Genomic DNA, 25,708 nt, shown 5'->3' with positions numbered 1-25,708 from the left:
CTATTAACAATCAAAATATACTTGCTTAACCCCTATTTTAGAGCATATCTTGATGTCTACAGGTATGCTCTTTATTTAAGCGAAATTATTTTCGATAAGTTCCTGTTACCTTTCCTATACACATACTTAATTTTTTATCTCTACTAACATTAACTAGGAAAGCCTTTTCTCCTTATCTAAACAAAAAATGAAATGAACCATGAAGCTAAATAAAAGCCGACAATTACTACATGCCATTTCCAATATATCACAACAAGCCCAATAGTTTCTCGTAGCCATGCGCTAGGTAAGTAGTAAAACGCTGTTTTTGAACCAACACTACGACCCTTTAGTCCTAGTTTTCTCATATAAATTCCTGCTCGTAAAGAATGAAAGCTATTGGTTACAACTAAAAATCGAGGGGTGCCCTTTATTTTTTCAACAACCAATCTTCTGGAAAAAGTCAAATTCTCAAGCATTGTTGTGGATTTATTTTCAACAAGAAGTTTTTCCTGTTTTATTCCCTTGGCTAAGAGATATTGAGCCATCGCTTGAGCTTCAGAAATAGTCTCATCACTGCCTTGGCCTCCTGAAACAATAATATTGGGTCTTTTATCAAATTTTTCATAGTAAAAGATCCCCTTTTCTAGGCGCTGCTCCAAAAGTGGCGGAATTTTATCTCCAATTAAACCTGATCCCAGTACCACAATGTAATCTGGTTGATAAGTAATCGGAAAAAGATTATAGACAAGACCATAAATCATATAGGATAGGTAAAGGAAACTTCCATAAAACAATAGAGCATCTACCAAATTTATGAGCTTCATTGTAATAAAATAACTTGGTAAAAAATGCAATAAAATTACCAAAACAATCACAACACCATAAAAAAGAGAAAGAAGATTAGCAAATCGTCGTCCCTCAAATGTTAACATCTGTTTTCCATTGAAAAATAGATAAACAGTAGAAAAAACTATACTTAACGGAATCAACAATAATCCCCAAATAAGAATCGCAATTGCTAATTGCTGATCCCAACGTTCCACTTGAATAACAAAATAACCAGCAAGAACAATCACAAATAAAATAAAGGAAATCAAAAAGAGATAAGCGTTCAATAAATGACGAGAATCAACGATAAAAAGAAGTAAAAATATAAGAAAAGGAACACCCCAAAAAAGATGTAGTATCATAACAATATTCTCCTTTTTCTGAATTTATTCAATAATTATTGAATAATGATTTTAATAACATAAATAACTATAAGATGCATTGGATACATAACATAGAATAAATCTTTTTCCCAGCGTTTCCCTTTGCCTCCTCGCTCGCCATTATAAGCCAGAATAAGCGGAACAGCTAACCACTGCATAAATTGATTATCAAATGCTAAATAATGGTATAGATTTGAATAAGTAACTCCAAAAGAATAATAATTAATAACTGCTTTTATAGCCAATAATAAGGAAGTCGTAGCCAATGTCCAAATTGTGGCGTTTTTAGAACTACCAAAATATGCCAATACAAGTCCTAAAGGCAATAGGTATAATCCTCCTTCTGTAAAACAAGTGACCATTACCATTGGAAAAAGCAAAACAAGATATTTCCACTTATTGCGTTCATTTTTTTGAAAACGTTCAACGAGGCAAAAAATAATGAAAAAACACATCAATGTTAGAAAAATATTATTTCCCTCTATCAGCATAAAACCATCAAATTCCTTTGTTACTGGATGATAATAATGTTTGGTTACAATATTTTTTGCAAAATTTATCAAAAACATCACGAACGCACCAGTATATAAACGTCGAAAATACTTTGACCGATTAGAGGTGTAAATAAATCCTTCCATTAATAAATATAGAAATACAGGCGCTACAAATCTACCAACCCAACCTATCCAGTCTGGAAAACCTAACTGATAACCAAAATAGGTGTTTATATGATCAATAATCATACCGACTAGAGCAATTATTTTTAATTGTAAACCTGTTAATCGTAATTGTTTCACTACAACTCTCCTAAAAAATTAGTCTTATCTAATATAGCATAAATAAAATAAAATGAAAACCTCATGACTTAGTCTATGCGCAATTCTATACTACTCTTTCCTTCAATTCAAAAGGCATTCCCTAATCTGTTCAGATATTTTAAAACATAACAAATGCTTTTTAGGTACACTTGTTCCTAAAGAAACATAGATTTTTGGTATATTATCTTATTACATTTATAACAAAACTTCATCCCAACTGCACTGCCCCCATAACGTGAAACATAAGTGAACATGTCACCAACAACGGTAGTATAACAAATATTATCAAGAACTACATCACATTTTATAATGAAACTAGGATTGAATGACATTTTAAAAACCAATCTCCCGTTCAATTCAGGAAATTGGTTTCATAACAGTGTTTTTCTCATGTCCCACTATTGAGGTGTAGCGCCCAACTGCATGTTGTCTTCATATTAAAACACACAATAAAAAGTATTATTCACAATATTTGGTAGACAAGACAAACTTGGTCAAGAAGTTTAAAATTACCAAAGTATTTTATGCGCCAATTGCTTAAATATGCTAGTTGCCGGGATTGAACCGGCGACCTCATCCTTACCATGGATGCGCTCTACCGACTGAGCTAAACCAGCGCTTTTCTATTATATCTTAAGTACTCTATTTTTGTCAATAAAAAAATAAGACTGGAAAACCAGACTTATTTCTAGCGTAATTCTTTCTTCTGTCTCAAAAAGATCAGCCCCAGCATAGCCAGTATCACGGTAATCATGACAAAGACCACTGCATTTCGGCCACCGAGACTGGCACCATTTGATAGGCCCGTTGCTTCTCCTAGGCTAAACAACTGTGAAGCCACTGCCGTTGCGAAGGCTCCTGCGAATTGTTGGAAGGTGTTGAGCACGCTATTTCCATCCGCAGATTCTTCTTTCGAAAGTTTGGTCAAAGCAGAAGTCACCATGTTGCTGGCTCCGATCCCCATTCCCAACTTAACAATAATATCCGCTAGCAATAACAGCCAAACAGAATTGCCCATTATAAAGAGGAACATGGCTGATAAACCGACGAGTACTGTCACCAAGCCTGCCAGGATTGGCTTAAACGAACCGACTTTATCAAATAAATAGCCTGAAACTGGTGACATAGCAACAACGATAATCGCCCCAGGAAACATGAACATGCCTGCCTGCGTCGAATTTTGTCCCAAAACCAGTTGCAAATGGTTGGGAAGTACGAATGACAAGGCCAAGGGAACAATCTGATAGGCAAACACGCCGTACAATAAGACCACAAATACATGATTGCCAAACACACCCAAGTTAAGCAGACGATTTTTCCGATTGAAATAATAGAAAATGACAAGCCCTAAAAGAGCCGCCGCTAGGAAAATCAGAGATAATTTTTCAATGGATAAAAGCAGGAAGACAAGCCCAATCCCCAAGGAAATGAAAGCTGGAAGATTGAGTTTCTCCGTAATCTCCACTTTTGCACTTGGAATAGACAATAAGCCGACAATGCTGGACCCAATCAAAACTGGGAACAAGAGCACGAAAATCATTTGCCAGCCAAAATGCGCCAAAACAAAGCCACCATAGGTCGGACCAATAGCTGGCGCCAGCAAGGTTGTCATGGCCGCAATCCCCATCATAAAGCCCCGTCTCTCTACAGGCACATAGTGCAAAATGATATGGTACATCAAGGGCAGAGCCAGCCCCGTGCCAATCCCCTGCAACACGCGCCCAATCAAGAGTAAGGACAAGTTAAAGGCAAAACTATCTACCACTACTCCCATGAGAAAAAGGGAATTCGCCATAATAAAAATCTGACGCTCAGAAAAATTTCGAATCAGATAAGCCGATAGAGGCACCGTAGCCGCTACGGCGAGCAGATTGCCCGTTGTCGCCCATTGAATGACAGTCGCTCCCACTCCAAACTCTTTCATGAGAGTTGGAAAGGTCACATTCATTGACGTTTCAAATAAAATACCACAAAAACTCAAAATTGCTGTTGCAATCATCGCTGGTACAACATGCCATTTTTTAGCTGTCATACTCCCTCCTTAAATATCAATGTAAAAACATAATAAAGAACCTAGAAATTTATCCTAGGCCCATTTAATTCTATGAATTAAAATACAAATTGTAGTTCGTATTAACCGAACGAAATCTATTATATCAAATCCCATCCCTAATGACAAGATTTATTTCTCTGCTGTCACAGCTTCGGGGTCAGCTACGCTAACTGGCTGCTCATAAGCATTGATAATCTCAGCCACCACTGGGTGCCGGACCACATCCTTAGCTGAAAAATGCACAAAATCAATCTGCTGAATGGCTTGTAATTTTTCCTGAGCATCAATCAAACCTGATTTTACATTGCGTGGTAGGTCAATCTGACTCGTATCCCCGTTGACAATCATTTTCGAATTGAAACCAAGCCGCGTCAAAAACATTTTCATCTGCATGATAGTCGTATTTTGCGCTTCATCCAGAATGACAAAGGCATCGTCCAAGGTACGCCCACGCATGTAAGCCAGGGGCGCAATCTCAATGATTTCACGCTCCATGAGCCGCGTCATCTGCTCCTTGCCCAAAATCTGATACAGGGCATCATAAACCGGACGCAAGTAAGGATCCACTTTTTCTTTCAAATCCCCCGGTAGGAAGCCCAAACTCTCACCTGCCTCAACAGCTGGTCGCGTCAGGACAATGCGCTTGACCTGTCCTCGTTTTAAAGCCGTCACTGCCAAGGTCACAGCTAAAAATGTTTTCCCCGTTCCCGCAGGACCAATCCCAAAGACCACGTCGTGCTTTTTGACGCTATCGACATAGACCTTTTGACCCAAGGTCTTGACCCGAATGGGCTTACCATAGTTGTCCTTGATGATTTCTTCTTCATAGAGGGCTACAAACTTATCAATAGTCCCCGCCTGAGCCATGGAGAGAGCTGTCACATCATCTGAAGTATTGACCAACATCCCACGACTAACAAGAACCAAAAGAGCTTGTAGCGTGATGCGAGCCAGCTCGACTGCCTCCTCATCATCCCCTAAAATCTGCACCCGTTCTGTCCGCGCATGGATGACAACTCCTAAATTTTCCTCTACTAAACGCAGATGACGCTCATTACTCCCAAACAGAGCCAGCACATCATCTGGATGACTCAAGGCAATCTCAACCGAAAAATCTTGCACTATTCATTTCTTCCTTTTTTATTTCTAGCTTCATTATAGCAGAAAATCCCCAAGGGGGGGGATTTCTTATCAGTCTCGAGCTATTCTCAGGGTCAATTCCCTTGGTAATTGCTTTATTTCTTTTTTTATAAATTGTGGATAGACTCTGTCCTCTTGTAATTGGTCAAAATCCAGCCAGAAAAAGTGGTTCTCGCGTCCCTTTTCCACAACAGTAAAGTCAGATTTTCGGATATTAGGTACATCTACAAGGAAATACAAGCACAATTCATGGAAATCTTCCTCGCTGACTTCTTCTCGAAAGAAATTTTGGGACAACCAAAGAGGTCGAACAATCTTGGCTTGTTCCCCCATTTCTTCCTTTATTTCTCGTAAAATAGCGGCTTCTGCATCCTCACCCATGTGCACACGACCTCCTGGCAAGTAGGCATAGGGAGCATTCTCTTCCCGAATCACCAGCAACCTTTCTTGTTGGTGAATCACTGCTGCTACACGAAGATTGAAACGTACAGATTCCGTTTTAAATGAAATATCCATCTCAATGCCCCAAATACTCTTCCCAAATCTGGTCAAAATGGCCTAAGTTAAAGACAAAACTGGCTTGGTCTTCCAGATAGCGGCTGACTGTATCGAAGTCGTCTGTATGCTTGGGGAAGGTGGTATCCTCAAAAGCATGGTCTGCCAAGATGGCCAGAGGCTCATTGGACTTGGGATTACGCTGGGTCATGAGCCAGCTATAAAATGATTTGCGCATAGTGTCCTTTCTAATCTAACGCAGACCGAGCATGGCCTCTTTGGCGTGAATCATATCGGTTATCATTTGGCAATAAGGCGTCGGAATGCCTGCCCGTTTTCCTTTGAAGACCACAGCCCCATTCAGGTAATCAATCTCCGTGCGCCGCTTGTGCTGAATCAAATCTTGGTGCATAGACGGATAGTGGCTAGAAGCTTTTTTCGAAGTCTCCATGATATAAGCCCAGATCGCTTGCTTGTCAATCCCTTCTGCCTCAGACTGGGCAACGGCTATAAATTCATCAAAGATATGCTGGACCAGATTGAGACCTGCTTCTGTCCCAAACAACTCTCCAATGGTACAATCCAAAACTGCACAGGTTGGATTCATCACACCATTGACGCAGGCCTTGCGCCAGATGGCTTCAATAACATTGTCGTCATAAGAGGCATTCAGCCCCGCTTCGTTAAACATCTCAATAAGCGGTGCAACAGCATCCCCATCTCCCACCATATTTTGGACAGAAAGGCTGCCGGTTCCTTGTAAAAAGGCCTGTCCTGGTCCTTTCAAACCAGCTAACCAAATGGTCACACCGACCATGATATTTTCCTGCGCCAGATAACGACGCATGGTGGTGGCATGTCCCAGTCCGTTCAAAAGGCTGAGAACCTTGGTATTTTCACCGATAATTCCCCGAATATCCTGCAACATTTTAGGGAGTTGGTCAGCCTTAGGCAAGAGGATAATCAGATCCGCAATCTCTGTCGCCTCAGTTGGCTTCATAATCGGCAAACGGACACAGTCCTCAACATCTCCCGTCACCTGAAGACCATTTTCAGAAATAGCTGCGATATGATCTTCCCAGTTATCCAGCAAAATCACACGATGGTTGGTTTTAGACAATTGGTAACCAAAGCGACAACCCATGGCTCCGCTTCCTGCAATATAAACGAGCATACACACCTTCATTTCTAGCAATTGATTGCATTTTTGATGAAACACTCCTATACTATAAAAATCTAGCAAAGGAATGTTTATAAATTATTGGATTGGAGTTGTTTCAAAAGAACACGTAGACCTAGCTGTCAAAGACGGATTTTCCCAAGTAGGTCATGGGAAAAAGGCGTCACTCAGCAGGATGAAAAAGGGCGATTACTTGATTTACTACAGCCCTAAGCTGTCCATGCAAACCAAAGAAGCCTATCAAGCCTTTACCGCACTGGGACAACTGACAGACGATACCGTCTACAAAGTAAACATGAACGAATCCTTTCATCCATTCCGAAAGGATATGGACTACCTACCAATCGTACGCGAATGTCCAATCGACTATGCTCGACAACATCCCGAGTGGAAACAATACGCCAGCCAACTCCACTACGGGCTTTTCCCTGTATCCCGTGAATTTTTCAACTATATTGGAAAATACATGATTGGTCGAGACGGCTAGATGAGCTCTGTCCCAAACTGGTCTTGCTTAATTTTCTTAGCCTTCATCAGCCCACCAAGGGCTTTTTTAAATTGACCTTTTGACAAGCCAAAGGTTGCCTTGATGTCTGCTGGAGAAGACTTATCGTTCAAGGTCATAAAGCCGCCATTGCTTTCCAAGTAGGTCAAAATCATCTGCGCATCATTTTCCAGCATCTCAAAAGAGCGCGGTTTGAGAGAGAGATTGAGGGTACGGTCTACGGCACGGTAGCCAATGACACGCGCATCTAGCACCTGTCCCAAACGCGGTTCTGCATAGCGTTCATTTGGATGAATGAAGCCTAGCATATTGTTGTCTGGCAGATAGACAAAGGTGCCGTTCATTTTCAGACGGAAAACGATGGCTTTAACATTTTGGTTTTGCATATTGTCATAGGCAGGTCCCGCCATCTTTTGGAATTCTTCTTGAAATGCTGGAAGCGCCCAAATACGATCTTTCTTATCTATGCTGTAACGAACATAGAGTTGGTCGCCTTTTTTAGGCCATAATTCCTTTATTTCTGGGAGAATGTCGAGAGACACAACGACTTCCTTGTCCGGCAATCCAGTATCCAAGAACACACCCAAGTCTTTACGGACATCCGTCACTGTTCCCCAACCAAAGGTTTCTTGGGTTGCCGTCACATCTTTGGTCGTCAAACGTGGTTTTTGCTTCATATCCAAGTAAGCAAAGCCTTTAACAGACTCACCTAGCTTGTGCTGCCCTTCTTCTTTTGCCAAGGCAAAGGTGAAGCCTTCTTTTTGAATAAAATAAAATTGGTCATTTTCATCCGTCACAAGACCGACGATGAAGGTTGCTAATAAATGGTTCATATATTTTTCCTTTAATGTTAAAAAGAGAGCCAGCTTAAACTGACTCAGGCCTTTTCTTATACAGACAGGAGTTCTTTTTCTTTCTCAGCTGTCATATCGTCAATTGTCTTGATGGCGTCATCCGTTGCTTTTTGGATGTCCTTTTCAAGAGTTTTCAACTCATCTTCAGTGATTTCTTTTGCTTTTTCAGCCTTTTTGGCATCATCCATAGCATCGCGACGGATATTGCGGATGGCAACTTTTGAGTTTTCTCCGACTTTTTTCACGTCTTTTGCCAAGCTCTTACGTGTTTCTTCTGTCAAAGCTGGGATAACCAAGCGAATGACTGTACCGTCAGATTGTGGTGTTAAGCCAAGGTCTGATGCGTTCAAGGCACGTTCGATTTCTTTCAAGATTGACTTATCAAATGGGGTAATCAAGAGGACACGCGCTTCAGGAACTGTAATCCCTGCTAATTGATTGAGCGGTGTTTCTGCTCCATAATACTCCACAGTGATGCGGTCAAGCAAGCTAGCATTGGCACGACCTGCACGGATTTGACCAAATTCACGAGCCAAACTTTGGTGTGATTGAGCCATACGTTCTTGTGCTTTTGTTACGATTTCTTTCGACATAAAGATTCCTTTTCTTATTTGTGTTCTGTTTTATTTGAAACGGTTGTACCGATTTGTTCACCGAAGACAACGCGTTTGATATTTCCTGGTTCGTTCATATTGAAGACAACGAGGTCGATATCGTTATCCATTGACAAGGTAGATGCTGTTGCATCCATGATTTTCAAGCCACGTTTGATGACTTCAACGTGTGTCAATTCGTCGAATTTGACAGCATTGGCATCCTTACGAGGGTCTGCATTGTAGACACCATCAACGCCATTTTTGGCCATGAGAATAGCATCTGCTTCGATTTCAGCTGCACGAAGAGCTGCTGTTGTATCTGTTGAAAAATAAGGTGAACCGATACCTGCACCAAATACGACAATACGTCCTTTTTCCAAGTGACGAAGAGCACGTCCACGAATGTAAGGCTCCGCAACATTCTGCATTGGAATAGCCGTTTGCACACGCGTATCCACTCCGTATTGTTGAAGGCTATCTGCCATCACGAGCGCATTCATCACTGTACCAAGCATACCAGTGTAGTCTGCTTGCACACGATCCATGCCAGCTGCTGCCGCAGGTTCGCCGCGCCAGAGGTTTCCGCCACCGATTACCAAAGCGATTTGGACACCTGAGCTATGGACTTCCGCAATTTCTTTTGCCATTGCTTGAACGGTTGGTAGGTCAATTCCGACACCACGTTCACCAGCCAAAGCCTCTCCTGACAATTTGATTAGAATACGTTCATATTTGGGTTTCATCATCTTACTCCTCTGTATTTATCTAGACTATTTTACCACAAAATCTCCAAAAAAAGAAAACCTTATGGTTTTCTTTTAGGAAATTTTCAATTTACGACGAAGTCTGTCCGCACGTGAACCAATCAATTTATCCAATTGACGTGTCTTCAAGGTCAGTAAAACAAAGACTGCTACTCCGACCGACCCACTGACAGCCACATGCACTGCACTCGTCAATTGACCTGTCAGCGGAAGCAGGTCATTCAAAGCCCATTCAACCAGCCAGACAACAATTCCCATCACAAGACTAATAGCGCTAATGGTGCGGATGTCTGTCTTCACATGATGTTCGTCAACAGGAACCACCTGCTTAATACGCTTGTAAAAAAGATAAACAGTCACCGTTAGACCTATTGCTGAGGCCACGAGTGAGCCGTAAGCATGGAAAAGATAGAGTGCTGGTAATTGGAGAACACATTTAACCAAGAAACCGATGAAGAAATACTGGATGGCTGCCCGATTTTGGAAAATGGCTGGAATGACAACACCAAAAATTGCATACAAGCCTTGCACAAAAATCAAGAGCAGATTTGCAATAAAGAGGTAAATCTCAATGTCAGAAGCGACACCGTAGAAAATACTGTAGAGTGGACGGGCTAGAAGGACAGTTCCAGTGATAGCTGGAATCATGAAAATAAAGAGCATTTGAAGATTGTCTTCGATGAGTTGCCCCGTTCCCTTTTTATCTCCTTGAACAAATCGTTCTGTAATCAGCGGAATAGCCACACTTCCTAATGAACCTGTCACCCCGATAATCAACATGGTAATCTTGCTTGGATTGGCCGTCATATAAGAGTACAATACGAGCAAGCTCTTCTTACTTTGGTCGGTAATCAAGGCCATAAAGTTAACAAATGTCATCTGGTCAATCAATTGGAAAATCTGGAAAGCACATCCTAAGATAATCAGCGGAATGGCTTCCTTAACCGTTTCGATGATCAGGCTTTTCAGGTCAATCGTAATGGACGCAGGTTTTGGTCGAAAAATTTTCTTAATGAAGCCTTGCTTGTGCATGGTATAACCTAAGGTTCCTACGCTCGCAATCATTCCGATAAAGGCCGCAAAAGTTGACTGCACAACTGCTTCTCGGTAATCACCAGAACCTAGCTTCATAATGATGAAGGTCGCTACCAAAATCCAGATAACGCGGACAATCTGCTCGATAATCTGACTGATGGCATAGGGTTTCATATTGTGGTGTCCTTGGAAAAATCCACGCATGATACTCATGGTCGGGAAGATAAACAAGGGGGGCACCAAGCTATACATAACTGGTGTCAACTCTTCTTTTGCCCCCGACATTTGCGCTAGTAAAGGGGATGAAAGGTACATAATTCCAGCACAAATAGCACCAAAAATCAACATGAGCTTGAAGAATTCTCTCACCAAATAATAGGAAACATCTTCTCGACCCTGAATGTTATACTTGGCAATCTGCTTGGCTACTGCCGTCGGTAAGCCAACCGTTGATAAGAGTAAGAAGTTTCCATAGACTTGATAGCCCATATTGAAGAGAGCATTAGCTTCTGCCTTGTGCTCCCCCATCCAACGATACCAGATGATGATATAGACCACACCCAGCAAACGACTGATAAAACTACCTGCCGTTAACCAAGCCATTCCTCGTACCATGGTCGCTTTCCCATGAGACTGTTTCGCTTCTATATTTTCAGACATAATTTTCTCTTTCATTGGTTACTTGTCTGTTTATTATAAACTTTTCCTCCTAGCTTGTAAAACGGGAACATTTAGTTTAGAATGGTAAGGACTTCTATACCAGTAAATGTTAAGGAATAATCTATGAACAAACATGCTTATCTTGTCATCGCTTATGATAAATACGAGCAACTTGCTTTCCAAATTTCATTAGTAGATGATCCTAGAAATGATATTTTCATCCACATTGATAAACGCAGTACATTGACAGAGGCTGACAAGGAGCGGCTGGTCTCTGCTGCTAAGTACTCCAAGGTCTACTTCACGCCTCGGATTGCGGTTTACTGGGGACATTTCTCATTGGTAGAATGCGAGCTGATTCTCTATAAAGCCGTTGCAGAAAAGGGACCGTACGCCATGTATCACTTGATTTCTGGTGCTGACTTGCCTCTCCAATCTCAAGATGTTATCCACGATTTTTTCAAAGATAAAGAAGACAAGATCTTTATCACACGCTACAATCAAGAAGAAGCCGAGGAGTTAAAACTTCATAAATTAGTCGAGCATTACCATCTCTCGCGTCGGATTAATCCACGCAATCTGTCTCCAATTGCCCGCAAGGTCTTGCGCGTTTATCAAATCGCTGAAAACAAGCTCCAGACTGCGCTCAAAGTGGACCGCCTACATGGAAAACGCGCTGAAATGGGTTTCGATGGATTTTCTGAATGGAAATCCTTCAATCACGAGGTTCTTCTGACCGTACTTGAAAATGAAGCCTTTATCCGCAAACATTTCCGCTTCACCTTCTGCTCAGACGAATACTTCTTTGCCATGGTGCTAAAACGTGCTAACCTGCTCGACAAGATTTACCACTACGATCCTGTAGAGGAAGTACCAGACGAGTTTCAAGGCAATCTTCGTTATATCAACTGGTGGGACGGTCGTCCTTACGAGTGGACAGACAGCGAAAAGGACATTGCACAGTTGGAAAAAGGACGGGAGTTGGGACACTTGTTCTCCCGTAAATTTAATCTTGAAAAGGCCCCAGGGCTCAAGGATTATATTCTTTCTATCACAAAATAAAAAGAGCCAAGGGCTCTTTTTTATCGTGCAGGACCAGAAGATGACTGACTGTAGTAAACATATTGCGGATTTACATTTGGACCGATAAGGTCGTCAACAGTCGTAAAGCTGTAGCCACAACTTGTCAGATAGGCCAAGACATTGTCCAATGAAGCTACAGTTGTTGGGTGGATATCATGCATTAAAATGATGCTTCCTGGCTGAGTATGAGCTTTTACTTCCCCTAAAATAGCAGCTGGATTTTTGCTCTTCCAGTCCAGAGTATCCACCGTCCAGTAGATAGCTGGCAAATGTGTCACCGCTTGAACTGCTTGATTGACCGCACCATAAGGCGGACGGTAGGCTGTGGGCGCCTTGCCAATAACTGCCTTGATAGCGGCCTGTGTCTGGTCAATTTCTTGCTTGATTTGGTCCGCAGAGAGGGCTGTCAACTGTGGATGACTCCAGCTGTGGTTAGCAATTTCGTGACCTTCTGCATGCATCCGTTGCAGAATGGCTTCATTGCCCGCTACATTTTTTCCTAATACAAAGAAAGTAGCCTTTACATTATACTTTTTCAGCAAGTCCAGTACTTGCGGAGTAGTTGTCGCATTCGGACCGTCATCGAAAGTCAAAGCAATCCGATTTTGGTTCTTTTTAGCCTCTTGCTCCGCTTTGTAAGCCTCGTAAGCTTTCTTATCAGCATCAACCAGATAGTCTACATTGATAACGTCATAAAAGCGCGAAACTGGCAAGCTGAGCTGGCTAATACCTGCTAATGAAGTTGGTAAAAGAAGCGTCAGTTGGCTATTTTCATATTTGAATTCAACACTAGCCAAGTCAATCTGCTTCAAAGTTGCAAGAGCGGCTTTTTTCTCTTCATCAGACTTTCCAGCCTTTGTCAATTCATCTTCCAACTGCTTGGCATAGGCATCGCCGACATGACTAGCATCTTTAAATAAATTCGTAAAGTTGAAGGGCTGATTGTCCTCTGTCAATAAGACGGCTCCTTCTTCTTCCTGCTTTTCTTGCTCAAGCTTGTTGCCCTTAATCCGATAAGAAACGGAGTGCAATCGTTCTTTTCTAACTTTTGGAACATTAGTTTGTTCTTCTTTAGTCCACAAGAGATAGAGTTGACTCACGCGCTTTTTAGCAGCTTTGCGTCCAACTCGCTTGTCAATGGAAGCATACATCTTACTCTCCAGAGTGCTGATGCGCTTGCCATCTTTTCCTTTTGGAAAATAAGCGATGACTTTGCTGCTACCGCTATTGCCTTCTTGCAGGTCATAGGCAGTAGTTGGCGCCAGCTGTTCCTTTTTTTGCTCAATCGTATGAGCCAATGTACGCTCAATATAAGATTTATAAGCAGAGACAGAGCCCAACCCTACAGCAATAACTAGCACGATATTTATAAGCAACAACCACCACCATTTTTTCATCATTTCACCCGTTTCTAATCTTTCCTTCCATAGTAATTGAATCCCTTACCCCTGTCAACTAGGGGAACATAACAATTTTGTAAGAAACGGCAAGGGGATTCTCTTGCCGTTTGTCTATTAATCTGCGCGAATAACTTCTACACGATAACCATCTGGGTCTGTTACAAAATAGTAGTGACCTGGGTTGCCTGGCAAGCCAGAAAGGTCGGTCGTCTTGTAGCCCAAAGCCTTGTGCTTTTCATTATCTCCTTCTAAATCATCTGAAGAAAGAGCCAAGTGTGAGAATCCATCTCCTACTACATAGGGATCGTGGTCGTAGTTGTAGGTCAATTCAATCTCAAATTCATCGCCCGGCAAAGCCATGTAAACCAAACTAAACTTGTGCTCAGGATATTCCTTGCGGCGTGTTTCGACAAAACCAAAACAGTCCGCATAAAACTTCATTGATGCCTCTAAATTTTCTACACGCAAACAAGCGTGAAGCATTTTAATACTTGCCATTTGTATCTCCTTTACTGCGTTTGTTGTCCCTATTATACCATAAATTCCGCCGACATCAGGCACCAAAGGGGAAATCTAACTGTAAAAACTGTATGATACGAGAGCTCTCTAAGCCAATTGATTGACAAGCATTTAAACAGTTTGATAACATATTAAAAAATTTTATTGATAAAAGGAAAACAGACAATGCAAAAAATCAGTCTTAACGCTGCTCATTTAAAATACATTGCCTACGTATCGATGTTCCTCGACCACTTTAACAAGGGCTTTCTCTTGCTACTGCTCAATCGCTCCTATCATCCCCTACTTGCCTTTATCAGCGATGTGTGTGCTTTTCTAGGAACTATCGCCTTTCCCATTTTTTGTTTTTTTGATAGTAGAGAGTTTCTTCCATACGCGCAATCGGCTGAAGATGCTGGGCTTTTTGATCCTATCCGCACTAATTTCCAAGTTGCCTTTTGACCTTGCCACTTATGGACAAGTGGAGTGGGCACATCAAAATATTTTCACAACATTTGTCCTGCTCTTTGTCATCCTCATGGGCATTGATTGGGCCATTGATAAATTTCGCTACCGGTCTATCCCGATTGTCCTTCTGCTTTCTGTGAGCGGTATCGCCTTGTCAGAGGTCTTCTCTGTAAACTTCGGCTTTTATGGTATCGGGTTAGGGTTGATTTTCTACTTTGGTCACAAAGGAAAATTCCCAGCTCTTCTCCGTCAAACATTGGGCTACCTGATCTTTTTGAAAGAGTTGTCTTCTATTTTCGCCTTTCTCGCCCTCCTCTTTTACAATGGTCAACGCGGAAAACAGTCCAAATGGTTTAACTACAGCTTTTAACCAGCTCACTTTTTGCTTATCTGGCTTCTCTCATTACTGATTAGCTAATGGATAATTGACACAAAAGCGCAGCCTCCTAATTGGAGACTGCATTTTTTGTAAAGAAATAGTTTAACAGAAGCTATCAATCTAGCTTAATACATACCTGACCAGTCACTAGGATTAAAACGATAACCTGTATTGGCCTTGATATGTGGTTCAATTTGTGCTTTTAGCGCTTGGAATTGCCCTAACAATTCATCCACATTCGCTGAACCATTTGCTAACTGAGCTTGTAAAGCTACAAATTGATTCAACAAATCTTGTTTCAGACTAGCAGGTTTTGTTTCTATCTTATCTTTGTTTTGATTGATAAAGTCAACAATTTCCTGAATCTGTTTTTTCACTTCGGCTTGATGAGCAAGCGCAGCACTGTCTTCATTTGCTGAAGGGGCTGGTTGGCTTGCCTCTGCTGGAACAACTGGTGCCTCTGCAATTGCTTTTTCTTGCTCTAATTGTGCTTGCAATTCTTTTGCTTTTGCATAAAGAGCTGTCTTATCTGTATCTGATGCTTGCAATTGTGCCTTAAAATCATCCAAAGTTGCTTGGAAAGCTGCCTTACGTTCAGCATCTCCTACCACTGAGAGCAAGTCTTGTGACTTCGCCAATGAATCTGCAATGCGAGCTGATAACTGACTTTGTTTTTCTTCGTATTGGCGGAAGCAATCTTTTACTTGTTGCTTGAGGTTTTCAAGTTCTTGTACACTACTTGTCCCGTTCCAAAGAGCTGCTTGGACGGCTTTACGCACTTCAGCTGTCAATCGTTTATCGAATTGGTTGGCTGTTAAGTATTGTTTCAAGTTCGCAAGCTGTCTGCCATTTGGTTTTGTTGTTTCAGCATTTTCTGCTGGTTTGCTGTCTGCAGAAACTGAGGCCACTTTGAGATTGTATGTTGCCATAAATTGGTTCAACTGTTCTTCCAAAGCTGCCGGCTTCCCTTGACGGTAAGCAATGGTTGTAGAGAGGGAGTGCAACTTGCGTTTTGCATCGCTAAATTGTGGATGTTCTTTGGTCAGAACCGCTGAAACAGCCTTAGATAGAGCATCTACTTCTGGCCAGGTTGCAGGCTTGTCTGATGGAGTAGTTGCTGTACCTGGTTTTGGTGCTTCGGCATCAATCGGCAAGTGGTAATCAGCCGCAAACTGCAAGAGTTTGGCTTTCAAGGCCGCCTTATCTCCTTGGCGGAATGAAATCGTCACATTCAAATCACGCAGTTTAAAGTTTGCTTGCGTAAATTCAGGATGATCTTTTGTCAACGCTGCCGAAATCTTATTAGACAAGAAGTCCAATTCTTTCCAGGTTACTTCCTTGTCTGAAGGTGTTGCGATTGGTTGTTCTGACGGAGTTGGTGCAGTACTTGCTTGGATGTATTTATTCTCAAAGTCTGAGAGAATCTTCAAGTAACCAGCTGTTGAGTTTGTCGCCCAAACCAAATCTTGTTGGAAGCTATTCAAGGCTGATTTGATCCGACGGACTTGTTTTGGCTTGTCTTTATACACTTCTTCTGCCAATTGAATCAAAGAAGTGACCTTATCATTTACTACTTTTCGGTCCAAGGTTCCAGGGATATAAGCACCGCTTGGAATTGGTACCTTGTTCTTAATGTAATCACGCCAGCCTGGGCTCTTGATATTGTAAGTATGAGTGTGATCCACGTGGGAAATCGTCATCGTACCATCCGCAATGATGATGCTAGATGAATCAACATGCATGCTCTTCGCAAGGGTATTCAACTCAGCTTCAAAGTCCGCTTCTGGGTCATCACTCATTTTAGGAATGACCACATCTGCAATCTTAATGCTATGTGAATGATTTTCATGTGGCCAAATCAAGCTATCACCTTGTACTTGAACTGTTGCCGGATCAACGCCATACAGTTGAGAGATATAGTCGATTTTAGCTTTCAATTCCTTGTCTAAAACTGGTTTTGTCTCTGTCGGTTCTTCTTTTGACTGACTTGGTGCTGGAGTTGGTGTGGATGGTTGACTCGGCTGAACTGGTGTAGCAGGCTCTGCTGGCTTAACCATTGGTTCATGACCATGATTCAAATCCGCTGCGACACTTTCTGCTGTCGGAAATTGTCCCACAACTACTTTTGAAATCAACATCGCATGGCGATGATTACCGTGTGGATAAGTGAAATAGTCTCCCGCAATTTGAATTACTGAAAGAGGCAAATTGTACATCTTCGCCATATAGGCACGTTTCGCAGCCAGGCTCTCGTCAGCATTAGGAACGGCTGGTGCAGATGGTACCGCCTGCACCTTGTCCACAGGCGTAACCGTTGCGCTGCTTCCTTGCGAATGTCTTGCAGGTGCAACCGCTGTAAGAGCAGGTTTATGTTGAGTCCAAAACTGCTTCGTAGCCACTCTTTCGCTCTCAGACAAATCTGACTTCGGCACGTAATGCATATGGTCACCGTGACGAACGATATAAGCATCTCCCAAATCATCCATCACATCGCTCGGATGAAAGACATAGCCATCATCCGTCTTGTAGCTACCGCCATTTTTTACTCGTTCTGTATTTGTTTGATTTGCGCCCGCTTGGTGACCATAATTTCCTTGGCGTTGTTGCGCAATCTGCTCCTTACTTCTTACTTGATCATGTGGTTTGTTAGGCTCCAAGTAGACATAGTACTTGCCATCAACCTTGATCACATAACCATTTTTAATGGAACTAACAACATGGCTTTGGTCCAAAACATAGTTCGGATCTTTCATGAGCAGTTCTTCGCTGATAATGGCATCATAAGGAACTTTCCCAGAGTAATAGTGGAAATGATCCCCGTGAGAAGTTACATAGCCTTCATCGGTTATTTTGACAACAATTTGTTCTGCAGCAATTCCCTCTTCTTTTGCATCTTTTTTCGATGCATCCGATGCCATTGTTTCACTCTTGTCCGCATCTTTTGATGAATTCTTCACATATTGAACAGATGGTTTGGTACTGCTTTTGCCATTACTCACCCCCAATTGATAGGCTAGCGCTGAACCAGAGGCAAGTGCCGCCAGTATCAAACCGCTATACAATAATTGTTTTTTCTTCATAAACTCTCCTGACTAAAAATTAACTGGTTAATGAAAATCAGATTATATTTTACCAGTTAAGCATCTAAATGTCAACACTTTTCTAAAAAATCTTTACCGATTAGATAACAACTGAATTTTCAAAAAGAAAAAGCCGTAGACCACCGTCTATAGCTTTGAGATGGAGAAGGGGAATGGCACCGAATTTTTAAAATCACAACGCCCTATCCAACAAATCACCCAATGCTTCTACGATTTTTTCAGACTCTGACCACTGCAGATAATGAGTAGAACCACCTAGCATGACTTGGCTCAATGGATGATGATTTTTATATTCTGAACGGTTGTATTCATCCTGTCGAAAAGCCTGTGCAAAGATGACAACTGGCTGTTTCTCTGAAATTTGACTTTCAAAATCTCTAGGAGAAATTTGTGGTAACTCTTGAATTCCTGATAACCTCGCTACTTCGTTTCGACAAGCACTATCACTCGCATGTTGCCACAAAAGTTGATAATCGTGTTCATTAAAATAAGACTGACTCATCTCCTTCAAATAGTTGAACGTGCTACCGTATTTTTCTGAAATTTCTTGTTCAAGAGCTACAAACTCAGGATAGAGATGCTCCGCTAAGCCTCCAAAGAGGATTGCACTCGTTGTTGGTTCTAGTAAAACAGCGCCTTTGTAGGGATTACCAGCTTTGTTGGCTAAATTCAGTACAATCACTCCTGAAATACTATGCGCACACATGATAAAATCTTCTATTTGAAATTGCTGAAGAAGTGAACGGACAGCCTCAATGTAGTCTCCTACACCAAATTCTGACTGATCTTGCACCGGGCTTTTCCCAGAACAAGGATAATCCACTGTCAAATAACCCCAATCTTCTGGCATCTTTTTCAAAACTTGTTGAAAATTATCGCTGGTAGAAAAATCTCCAACACCACTTAAAAATACGATACAGTTTTTCCCCTTACGAAATTCTGTATAGATCTGACCGATCTTTGTGGCCACCAATTGCTGAGAAAGCATAGGCACACCTCTTCTGATTTTTATTGCATCGCCGACATAGTATTTGTTAGCCTGGCATCACGATAATCGTAAAATAGTGGCCGTCTAAATCTTCAAAAGCGCCACCAAAGATTCCTCCTCGGTCCCCTGCTGGAGCACTGATACGCCCACCAGCTGCAGCTACTTTGGCAAGAAAATCCTCTACTTCCTCCGAGCTCTCTGCATCCATACTGACCAAGACTTCATCCTTCGACACTGAAAATGGTGCTATTTGGGCAAAAACGTTTTCGTCGAAATAGACAATCTGCCCATTTTTCCCTAGACGAATATCCACGATTGAACCACTTTCTCCCTGAGGATAAGGCACTTCAAAACCAAGTTCTTTAAAAAACTTCCCCGTATCTACAACTGATTTGGTTGCAAAATTTAACCACATTGACTGAATCATCTGTTCTCCTAACTACGAGTTAATATGATTCATTGTAGCATTTTTCGCATAAATGCATAAAAAAGAGAGCTAATTTGCTCTCTTCTGATTATTTACCAAGGTAGTATTCTGAAACGATGTTCAATTTTTCATCCAATTCAAATACAAGTGGTGGGAAGTTAGGAATTTCAACATCCATGATTTCGTCGTCTGACAATTGTTTGATGTGTTTTACAAGGGCACGGATTGAGTTACCGTGTGCACCAACGAAAACATTTTTACCATCTTTAAGTGCTGGAGCGATTTTGTCTTCCCAGAATGGAAGAGCGCGTTCCAAAGTCACTTTCAAGTTTTCAGCATCTGGAATAACTGAATCATCAAGGTGAGCGTAACGACGGTCTGTGTGTGCTGAGTGCTCATCATCACGTGCCATATTTGGTGGCAATGTGTCGTATGAACGACGCCAGATGTGAACTTGCTCATCACCGAATTGCTCAGCTGCTTCTGCTTTGTTTTTACCTGTCAAACCACCGTAGTGACGTTCGTTCAAGCGCCATGATTTTTCAACTGGTACCCAAAGTTGGTCAGCTGCTTCAAGAGCAAGGTTAGTTGTTTTGATAGCACGTTTCAAGACTGAAGTGTAAGCAAGGTCAAACTCGATACCAGCTTCTTTGATCAATTTACCAGCGTCGATTGCTTGTTGTGTACCTTTTTCTGACAAATCAACGTCAGCCCAACCTGTGAAAAGGTTAGCTTTGTTCCATTCTGACTCACCGTGGCGAGCAAAAACCAATTTTACCATTCTATTGGATTCTCCTTTTTATTTTGAGGTTATCCTCTTTTACTTTTCTATTTTACACAAAATTAGCAAAAATAGCTAGACTTATAGCAAGATGGTTGCGTTTTCATATTTTTTCCTTGCCAAAATCAGCCTCAAGACGGATAATCTTTCCAAACTTTTTTAGCCAAACATGGTATAATGGAAAAGCTGATTAAGACACATGATGTGTCCAAAGACAGGAGATACCATGAATAAAGTCGCTATTGTCTCTGCTTACCGCTCTGCTATCGGCAAATTTGGTGGCAGTCTCACAGATGTGAACATTGCAAAACTCGGTGCAGATGTGACCCGTTTTGCGCTCAATCAGAAACAAATTCCAACCACTGCTGTTGACGAGGTTATCTTCGGAAATGTCTTGGCTGCTGGTCACGGACAAAATATTGCCCGACAAATTGCCATTACAGCAGACATTCCAGAAGAGGTTCCTTCCTATACTGTCAATAAAGTTTGTGGCTCTGGACTACAAGCAGTTGTCTTGGCCGCCCAATCTATCTTGCTCGGTGACGCAGATGTCGTCGTCGCAGGTGGGATTGAAATCATGAGCCAAGCTCCCTATCTCAACAAACAAGCACGATTTGGTAGCAAACTTGGTCATCTATCATTAGAAGACAGCCTGCTTCTGGACGGCTTGACAGATGCCTTTTCAGGTCAACATATGGGCATCACAGCTGAAAATGTTGCTAGCCTGCACGGCATTTCACGCCAGGAACAAGATGCCTTTGCCCTAGCCAGTCAAGAAAAGGCTGCGCAGGCCATTGCAGCTGGACGATTTACAAATGAAATTGCCCCCCTAACTGTCAAACTAGGCCGCAAGGAAGTACTGTTTGACACAGATGAATACCCACGCGCGACCTCTCTCGAGCAGCTAAGCCAACTCCGACCCGCCTTCAAGAAAGACGGTACGGTCACAGCAGGAAACGCCTCTGGTATCAACGATGGCTGTGCAGTGCTGGTCCTCATGTCTCAGGAAAAGGCTCAAGAACTAGCTATCGAGCCTTTGGCTTATATCGAAAGCTATGCTACGGCAGGTGTATCCCCAGACCTCATGGGATTGGGTCCTATTCCTGCAAGTCAAAAAGCACTGGACAAGGCTGGACTTTCTGTCTCAGACATTGATCTTTTCGAGCTCAATGAAGCATTTGCTGCTCAGGCTATTCCCGTGGCAGACCAACTCGATATTGCACCAGAAAAAGTCAATGTAAATGGCGGTGCGATTGCGCTCGGTCATCCAATCGGTGCCAGTGGTGCGCGGATTTTGGTTAGTCTCATTCACGAATTAGAAAAACGCCAAAAAAAAATGGGGCTCTGCTCCCTCTGTATCGGTGGTGGGCAAGGAATTTCCCTCATTATTTCAAATGCAAAAGGATAAAACATGAACATTGGTATTGATAAAATTGGTTTTGTTGCTCCTAGCTACGTCTTAGACTTAGCAGACTTGGCAGCTGCCCGCAATATTGACCCAAATAAATTCAAAATTGGACTCTTGCAAAGCCAGATGGCTGTTGCTCCAGTCAGTCAAGACATTGTCACCCTTGGTGCTCAAGCAGCGCAAGCTATTTTGACCGACCAAGACAAACAAGCTATCGATATGGTCATCGTAGGTACTGAGTCCAGCGTCGACCAAAGTAAGGCTGCAGCGGTTTCCATCCACGGTCTATTGGGAATTCACCCCTTTGCCCGCTCGATTGAAATCAAAGAAGCCTGCTACGGAGCGACTGCTGGTCTGAGTTTGGCTAAGAGCCATGTTGCACAGTTTCCAACTTCAAAAGTCTTGGTGATTGCTAGCGACATCGCCAAATACGGGATTGCCTCTGGTGGCGAGTCCACGCAAGGTGCTGGCGCCATTGCCATGCTAGTCTCTGCTGACCCTCGCATCATGGTCCTCAACAATGACAATATCTGCCAAACACGCGACATTATGGACTTCTGGCGTCCAAACTACGACAAATACCCTCGTGTGGACGGTAAATATTCAACAGAGCAATACACTGACTGCTTGACAACCACTTTTGCACGTTACCAAGAAAAAACAGGCAAGAGCCTCGCTGATTTTGCAGCCATGTGCCTCCACATCCCGTTCTCAAAACAAGGTCTTAAAGGCCTCCAAGCTATCGCTCAAGGTTCAGATTTGGAGCGTCTCACAGAACGCTTCCACGAAGCAATCGTCTACAACCAAATCGTCGGAAACATCTACACAGGCTCTATCTTCTTATCCTTGCTCTCTCTCCTAGAAAATAGTCAAGCTATCCAAGCAGACGACCAAGTACTCTTTTATAGCTATGGTTCGGGAGCGGTTTGTGAAATTTTCAGCGGCCGCTTGGTTGAAGGCTTCCGCGATCAGTTAGATAGTCAACGTCTAGAAAAATTAGAAGCACGGACGCGTCTGACCGTTGATCAATACGAGTCTATCTTCTTCGAAGAACTCCAAGTGGATGACCAAGGAAATGCTGCTGAACTTACGGATACTGCACCATTTGCACTTCACAAAATCGAAGACCACAAACGCATTTATCGCAAAGGATAAATCACTGCCTCCAGCTGCGATGCTGGAGTTTTTTAGTTTGAAAGGAACTCTATGTCAGACTTTTCAGGATTTTACAAAAAAACACGCGCTGAGCGGATTGCCATTTTAGCAGAAAAAAAAGGCTTGTCAGCCCAGCAAAAACAAACATTAGATGAAGACCTCAATCTACCAGAAAACATTGCAGGGAAGATGGCCGAAAATCATCTAGGGACATTTGCTCTCCCCTTTTCTGTTGTGCCTGAATTTGTCCTAAACGGTCAAGAATACAGCCTGCCTATGGTGACCGAGGAACCCTCCGTTGTCGCTGCTTGTTCTTTCGGAGCCAAAATCATCGCAAAATCTGGCGGCTTTCAGACACAAGTCCACCAACGCCTCATGATTGGTCAGGTGGCACTGTACGCGATTGAAGATATGGAAAAAGCTAGCGCTCTTTTGAAGGAGCAAGAACAAACCATTCTCGCCTTGGCTAATCAAGCTCATCCTTCTATCGTCAAACGCGGGGGCGGGGCTAGAGCCATTTCCCTAGCGATAAAAGAAGACTTTCTTATCCTTTACCTACACGTGGATGTCCAAGAAGCCATGGGTGCCAATATTCTCAACACCATGCTGGAGGGAATCAAGGGGTATCTGGAAGAAGTAACCGCTGGAAAAAGTCTCATGGCTATCCTTTCTAATTACGCTACGGATTCTCTTGTAACAGCTAGTTGCCGTATCAAGATTAGTAGCCTCCACACGAACCCTGAAACCGCCAAAGGTACAGCTGAAAAACTATCTCTTGCAAGTCAACTGGCCCAAGTGGACACCTACCGTGCTGCAACGCACAACAAAGGAATTTTCAATGGAATAGATGCACTAGTACTTGCTACTGGCAATGATTGGCGGGCTGTAGAAGCTGGTGCACATGCCTACGCCAGCCATGATGGTCAGTATCGTGGTCTTTCCACTTGGACTATTGAAGAAGATGAATTGGTCGGAAGTCTGACACTTCCCATGCCCATTGCAACTGTAGGTGGTTCAATTGGCCTCAATCCTAAAGTCCAAATTGCTTTCGAACTCTTGGGTCACCCTGATGCCCGTCAGCTGGCTTCCCTTATTGTTGCAACTGGACTATGCCAAAATTTTGCAGCTCTCCGAGCCCTAGTGACATCTGGAATCCAGCAAGGACATATGAAACTCCATGCAAAATCTCTGGCTCTTCTAGCAGGTGCCAACGAGGAGGAAATTGAGTTCCTAGCCCAATTACTGAGTCAAGAAAAACACATGAACCTAGAAACAGCACAAAATCTTCTCAAACAATTACGAACAAGATAATAGACTAAAAGAGAGTGGGACTCAATCGTGATTTCGTAGAAATTGATGTTGTTGACACTTGCCTTGCAAGTGTCATTTCCAGATTAAAAAGATCTCCCGGACCTTTTTAACCCACCACCGCACAATTGACTGTTAAAATTACAAAAAAATAAGAACCTCGGAACTTCGTCCAAGGTTTTTTAATCTTCTAAAATCATTTCCATACGTGTTTTCTGAGGTGTCATCCCCAAACGCTCATAGAAACGAGTCGCACCAGCATTGTCATTCCAGACATCCAAGGTCAGATTATGACAGCCAATTTCTTTTGCATAGGCACGGGCGAAATCCATCAACTGCTGCCCAATTGCTTGACCACGCGCCGCCTGATCCACACACAAATCATCGATAAACAGTGTTTTAACAGGCTCTAAAACGTGCCCATCCGCCTGGCCAATTTCACAAAAAAGATGCCCTAAAATTTCACCATTTTTCTCATAGACAAATACTGGCTTGTCCTCATTTTTCAGCAACTCTTCCAGCTGACTAGTCGTAAACTTCTGCCCTTCAGCCTTAAAAATATCTGGTCGCGCTACATGATGGACCTGTAAAATTTGTTGCAACAACCGGTTCAAGACTGGAATATCCGCCTGTTCTGCTCTTCGAATCATGACCATCCTCCTTAATAGTGTTTCTATCCTATCATAAAATACCCACTTTGTAAAATCAGCCCTGAGACGGATGCCATTCTACTGCAAACATTCTATACTAATCTCGTATCCTAAATATTTCCTCTCCAGTCGTGAGACTCGAGGAAAATCTCCTTAGAAATCCAGCCAATCGGTTGGATTTTTGCGTTGCAGTCTATCTTAAATATAGTCTCATTTCTGTATGACTTACCTGTTCTATGTGATATAATTAAAAATAAATGTTTGGAGAAATGTGTGCTTGCGTTAATTCTATCTATAATATCTATATCCTTATCGGTTATTCTTTTTATAATAAACCACTATCGACAACTATATCGTCTCGGTATTGCAACTGGAAAAGTTTATTTCAGCGAGAAAACTCACTCAAATGGGCAAAACAGGCAAGTAATGTTTGTAGAAATAATTATTATTAACGATTCTCAAACCCCATCGATAATTACAGGTTTGACAATTACGGAGAAAGAATCGCAAGAATATAGTAGTGACCAAGGTGAGCTTCTCGATGATGTAATCCAGATTGAAATGAAAGTGGGAGGCAAATATACGAAATTCAACAGATATACCTCAACTCTACCAATTATAGTTCCATCATATTCTGTATTTAAAGGAACATTCGCCTTTTATCAACCATATAAATATATGTAAGGCCACTTTTTAGAATTAGAGACTCCAAAACGATTCCTCACAATACCATTCAATCCTACACCTGACTCTTATGGTATTGTGGAAA

26 protein-coding genes and 1 tRNA gene are annotated in these 25,708 nt (G+C 42.2%); 8 read left to right on the top strand and 19 right to left on the bottom strand.

Annotation, left to right across the window (positions count from 1 at the left end):
• Nucleotides 1-176: 176 nt before the first annotated feature.
• From J2T50_RS02965 to J2T50_RS02930, 8 genes are all read right to left on the bottom strand, one after another.
• Nucleotides 177-1,172 carry a YdcF family protein gene (locus J2T50_RS02965; RefSeq protein WP_253363525.1) on the bottom strand — a complete coding sequence of 332 codons (996 nt, stop codon included), beginning with the start codon at nt 1,170-1,172 and terminating at the stop codon, nt 177-179.
• 35 nt (nt 1,173-1,207) lie between these two features.
• A complete protein-coding gene (locus tag J2T50_RS02960; protein ID WP_253363523.1) occupies nt 1,208-1,990 on the bottom strand; it encodes a TraX family protein in 783 nt (260 codons plus the stop codon).
• A 565-nt stretch (nt 1,991-2,555) separates the two neighbouring features.
• Nucleotides 2,556-2,628, bottom strand: a tRNA-Thr gene (locus J2T50_RS02955).
• A 71-nt stretch (nt 2,629-2,699) separates the two neighbouring features.
• Entirely contained in the window at nt 2,700-4,043 is a 1,344-nt protein-coding gene (locus J2T50_RS02950) for an MFS transporter (protein WP_253363521.1), read from the bottom strand.
• A 150-nt stretch (nt 4,044-4,193) separates the two neighbouring features.
• On the bottom strand, nt 4,194-5,186 hold the full coding sequence (locus J2T50_RS02945; RefSeq protein ID WP_253363520.1) for a PhoH family protein: 993 nt from the start codon (nt 5,184-5,186) through the stop codon (nt 4,194-4,196).
• Between the two features lie 69 nt (nt 5,187-5,255).
• Nucleotides 5,256-5,720, bottom strand: coding sequence for an NUDIX hydrolase (locus J2T50_RS02940; RefSeq protein WP_253363517.1), 465 nt, complete (start codon nt 5,718-5,720; stop codon nt 5,256-5,258).
• 1 nt (nt 5,721) lies between these two features.
• On the bottom strand, nt 5,722-5,937 hold the full coding sequence (locus tag J2T50_RS02935; RefSeq protein ID WP_253363515.1) for a YozE family protein: 216 nt from the start codon (nt 5,935-5,937) through the stop codon (nt 5,722-5,724).
• Nucleotides 5,938-5,952: 15 nt separating this feature from the next.
• Entirely contained in the window at nt 5,953-6,873 is a 921-nt protein-coding gene (locus tag J2T50_RS02930) for a 2-dehydropantoate 2-reductase (protein WP_253363513.1), read from the bottom strand.
• 73 nt (nt 6,874-6,946) lie between these two features.
• Between J2T50_RS02930 and J2T50_RS02925 the strand changes: the two genes are divergently transcribed.
• A complete protein-coding gene (locus J2T50_RS02925; RefSeq protein WP_253363511.1) occupies nt 6,947-7,366 on the top strand; it encodes an EVE domain-containing protein in 420 nt (139 codons plus the stop codon).
• On the opposite strand, the gene cvfB is transcribed toward J2T50_RS02925, so the two are convergent.
• The 4 genes from cvfB to J2T50_RS02905 all read right to left on the bottom strand — a co-directional run bounded on the left by cvfB (nt 7,363) and on the right by J2T50_RS02905 (nt 11,293).
• The gene (gene cvfB, locus J2T50_RS02920; RefSeq protein ID WP_253363509.1) at nt 7,363-8,217 is read right to left on the bottom strand and encodes an RNA-binding virulence regulatory protein CvfB; all 855 of its coding nucleotides are present in this window, start codon (nt 8,215-8,217) and stop codon (nt 7,363-7,365) included. The two genes, J2T50_RS02925 and cvfB, sit on opposite strands and share 4 nt — an antisense overlap.
• A gap of 56 nt (nt 8,218-8,273) precedes the next feature.
• The gene (frr, locus tag J2T50_RS02915) at nt 8,274-8,831 is read right to left on the bottom strand and encodes a ribosome recycling factor (protein WP_253363507.1); all 558 of its coding nucleotides are present in this window, start codon (nt 8,829-8,831) and stop codon (nt 8,274-8,276) included.
• Nucleotides 8,832-8,845: 14 nt separating this feature from the next.
• Complete coding sequence (pyrH, locus tag J2T50_RS02910) at nt 8,846-9,577, bottom strand: UMP kinase (protein ID WP_253364045.1); 732 nt, start codon at nt 9,575-9,577, stop codon at nt 8,846-8,848.
• Between the two features lie 75 nt (nt 9,578-9,652).
• Complete coding sequence (locus tag J2T50_RS02905; protein WP_253363498.1) at nt 9,653-11,293, bottom strand: putative polysaccharide biosynthesis protein; 1,641 nt, start codon at nt 11,291-11,293, stop codon at nt 9,653-9,655.
• A 123-nt stretch (nt 11,294-11,416) separates the two neighbouring features.
• Between J2T50_RS02905 and J2T50_RS02900 the strand changes: the two genes are divergently transcribed.
• The gene (locus tag J2T50_RS02900) at nt 11,417-12,355 is read left to right on the top strand and encodes a beta-1,6-N-acetylglucosaminyltransferase (RefSeq protein ID WP_253363496.1); all 939 of its coding nucleotides are present in this window, start codon (nt 11,417-11,419) and stop codon (nt 12,353-12,355) included.
• Between the two features lie 20 nt (nt 12,356-12,375).
• Here the strand turns inward: J2T50_RS02900 and J2T50_RS02895 are convergent, their stop codons facing one another.
• Complete coding sequence (locus tag J2T50_RS02895; protein WP_253363494.1) at nt 12,376-13,776, bottom strand: polysaccharide deacetylase family protein; 1,401 nt, start codon at nt 13,774-13,776, stop codon at nt 12,376-12,378.
• Between the two features lie 114 nt (nt 13,777-13,890).
• On the bottom strand, nt 13,891-14,274 hold the full coding sequence (gene gloA / locus J2T50_RS02890; protein WP_253363492.1) for a lactoylglutathione lyase: 384 nt from the start codon (nt 14,272-14,274) through the stop codon (nt 13,891-13,893).
• Nucleotides 14,275-14,460: 186 nt separating this feature from the next.
• Between gloA and J2T50_RS02885 the strand changes: the two genes are divergently transcribed.
• Together J2T50_RS02885 and J2T50_RS02880 are read left to right on the top strand one after the other, a co-directional pair.
• On the top strand, nt 14,461-14,736 hold the full coding sequence (locus tag J2T50_RS02885; protein ID WP_253363490.1) for a TraX family protein: 276 nt from the start codon (nt 14,461-14,463) through the stop codon (nt 14,734-14,736).
• Entirely contained in the window at nt 14,687-15,112 is a 426-nt protein-coding gene (locus J2T50_RS02880) for a TraX family protein (RefSeq protein ID WP_253363488.1), read from the top strand. Before J2T50_RS02885 ends, J2T50_RS02880 begins: the two co-directional genes overlap by 50 nt.
• Before the next feature lie 134 nt (nt 15,113-15,246).
• Here J2T50_RS02880 and J2T50_RS02875 read toward each other — a convergent pair whose 3' ends face one another.
• The 4 genes from J2T50_RS02875 to J2T50_RS02860 all read right to left on the bottom strand — a co-directional run bounded on the left by J2T50_RS02875 (nt 15,247) and on the right by J2T50_RS02860 (nt 20,418).
• On the bottom strand, nt 15,247-18,201 hold the full coding sequence (locus J2T50_RS02875) for a pneumococcal-type histidine triad protein (RefSeq protein ID WP_253363486.1): 2,955 nt from the start codon (nt 18,199-18,201) through the stop codon (nt 15,247-15,249).
• A 193-nt stretch (nt 18,202-18,394) separates the two neighbouring features.
• Nucleotides 18,395-19,210, bottom strand: a complete 816-nt coding sequence (locus J2T50_RS02870) for an alpha/beta fold hydrolase (protein ID WP_253363484.1) — start codon at nt 19,208-19,210, stop codon at nt 18,395-18,397.
• Between the two features lie 46 nt (nt 19,211-19,256).
• Nucleotides 19,257-19,637, bottom strand: coding sequence for a VOC family protein (locus tag J2T50_RS02865; RefSeq protein WP_253363482.1), 381 nt, complete (start codon nt 19,635-19,637; stop codon nt 19,257-19,259).
• Between the two features lie 88 nt (nt 19,638-19,725).
• Entirely contained in the window at nt 19,726-20,418 is a 693-nt protein-coding gene (locus J2T50_RS02860; protein ID WP_253363480.1) for a phosphoglycerate mutase, read from the bottom strand.
• 226 nt (nt 20,419-20,644) lie between these two features.
• On the opposite strand from J2T50_RS02860, the gene J2T50_RS02855 reads away from it, so the two are divergent.
• From J2T50_RS02855 to J2T50_RS02845, 3 genes are read left to right on the top strand one after another with little or no spacing between them, the layout of a single operon-like run.
• Nucleotides 20,645-21,826 carry a thiolase family protein gene (locus J2T50_RS02855; protein ID WP_253363478.1) on the top strand — a complete coding sequence of 394 codons (1,182 nt, stop codon included), beginning with the start codon at nt 20,645-20,647 and terminating at the stop codon, nt 21,824-21,826.
• 3 nt (nt 21,827-21,829) lie between these two features.
• Complete coding sequence (locus tag J2T50_RS02850) at nt 21,830-22,981, top strand: hydroxymethylglutaryl-CoA synthase (RefSeq protein WP_253363476.1); 1,152 nt, start codon at nt 21,830-21,832, stop codon at nt 22,979-22,981.
• A 51-nt stretch (nt 22,982-23,032) separates the two neighbouring features.
• Nucleotides 23,033-24,292 carry a hydroxymethylglutaryl-CoA reductase, degradative gene (locus J2T50_RS02845; RefSeq protein WP_253363473.1) on the top strand — a complete coding sequence of 420 codons (1,260 nt, stop codon included), beginning with the start codon at nt 23,033-23,035 and terminating at the stop codon, nt 24,290-24,292.
• A gap of 179 nt (nt 24,293-24,471) precedes the next feature.
• Here the strand turns inward: J2T50_RS02845 and J2T50_RS02840 are convergent, their stop codons facing one another.
• Nucleotides 24,472-24,939, bottom strand: a complete 468-nt coding sequence (locus J2T50_RS02840; RefSeq protein WP_436300027.1) for a GNAT family N-acetyltransferase — start codon at nt 24,937-24,939, stop codon at nt 24,472-24,474.
• 273 nt (nt 24,940-25,212) lie between these two features.
• On the opposite strand from J2T50_RS02840, the gene J2T50_RS02835 reads away from it, so the two are divergent.
• Nucleotides 25,213-25,623, top strand: coding sequence for a hypothetical protein (locus tag J2T50_RS02835; RefSeq protein WP_253363469.1), 411 nt, complete (start codon nt 25,213-25,215; stop codon nt 25,621-25,623).
• Nucleotides 25,624-25,708: the final 85 nt, after the last annotated feature.

This window comes from Streptococcus gallinaceus, from assembly GCF_024170225.1.
Lineage (GTDB): Bacteria > Bacillota > Bacilli > Lactobacillales > Streptococcaceae > Streptococcus > Streptococcus gallinaceus.
This window is presented reverse-complemented; position numbering and strand designations above follow the sequence as displayed.